This window comes from Streptomyces sp. SID12501 (assembly GCF_010550245.1).
GTDB lineage: Bacteria > Actinomycetota > Actinomycetes > Streptomycetales > Streptomycetaceae > Streptomyces.
This window is the reverse complement of record NZ_JAAGLU010000661.1, coordinates 1-440: the sequence shown is the minus strand read 5'-3', so window position 1 is coordinate 440 and position 440 is coordinate 1. Positions and strand designations below refer to the sequence as shown.

Annotated in this window: 1 protein-coding gene; it reads right to left on the bottom strand. The window is 72.3% G+C overall.

The window, feature by feature from the left end; all coding sequences use genetic code 11:
- On the bottom strand, positions 1–426 hold a 426-nt coding region (locus tag G3I71_RS47785; RefSeq protein WP_343243308.1), incomplete at its 3' end, for a BCCT family transporter.
- Between the last annotated feature and the right edge of the window lie 14 nt (positions 427–440).

Below are 440 nucleotides of genomic sequence, written 5' to 3'. Positions count from 1 at the left end.
GGCGCCCGAGAACGCGCTGACTTTGAACGACATCGGGACCACGCGCGCGAGGTACACGCCGATCGACTGCACGAACTCGCGCAGCAGGAACAGCGTCGGGCCGAGCGCGAGGACGCACACCATGAGGAGCCCGGCGAGCGCGACGTTGACGTTCGACAGCCACTTGAGCCCCTTGTCGAGACCCGACACGACCGACACCGTCGCGACGGCCATGATCGCGACGACGAGCACGACCCCGAGCCCGGTCGACGCGGTCACGACGCCCAGGTGCTCGAGGCCGCCGGCGATCTGCAGCACGCCGAGGCCGAGCGACGTCGCGAGGCCGAACACCGTGCCCACGACCGCGATCACGTCGACCACGTCGCCCAGGCGCCCGGCGGCGCGTCGCTCCCCCACGAGCGGCTCGAGCGCCCACCGCATCGACACGGGGCGGCCACGGC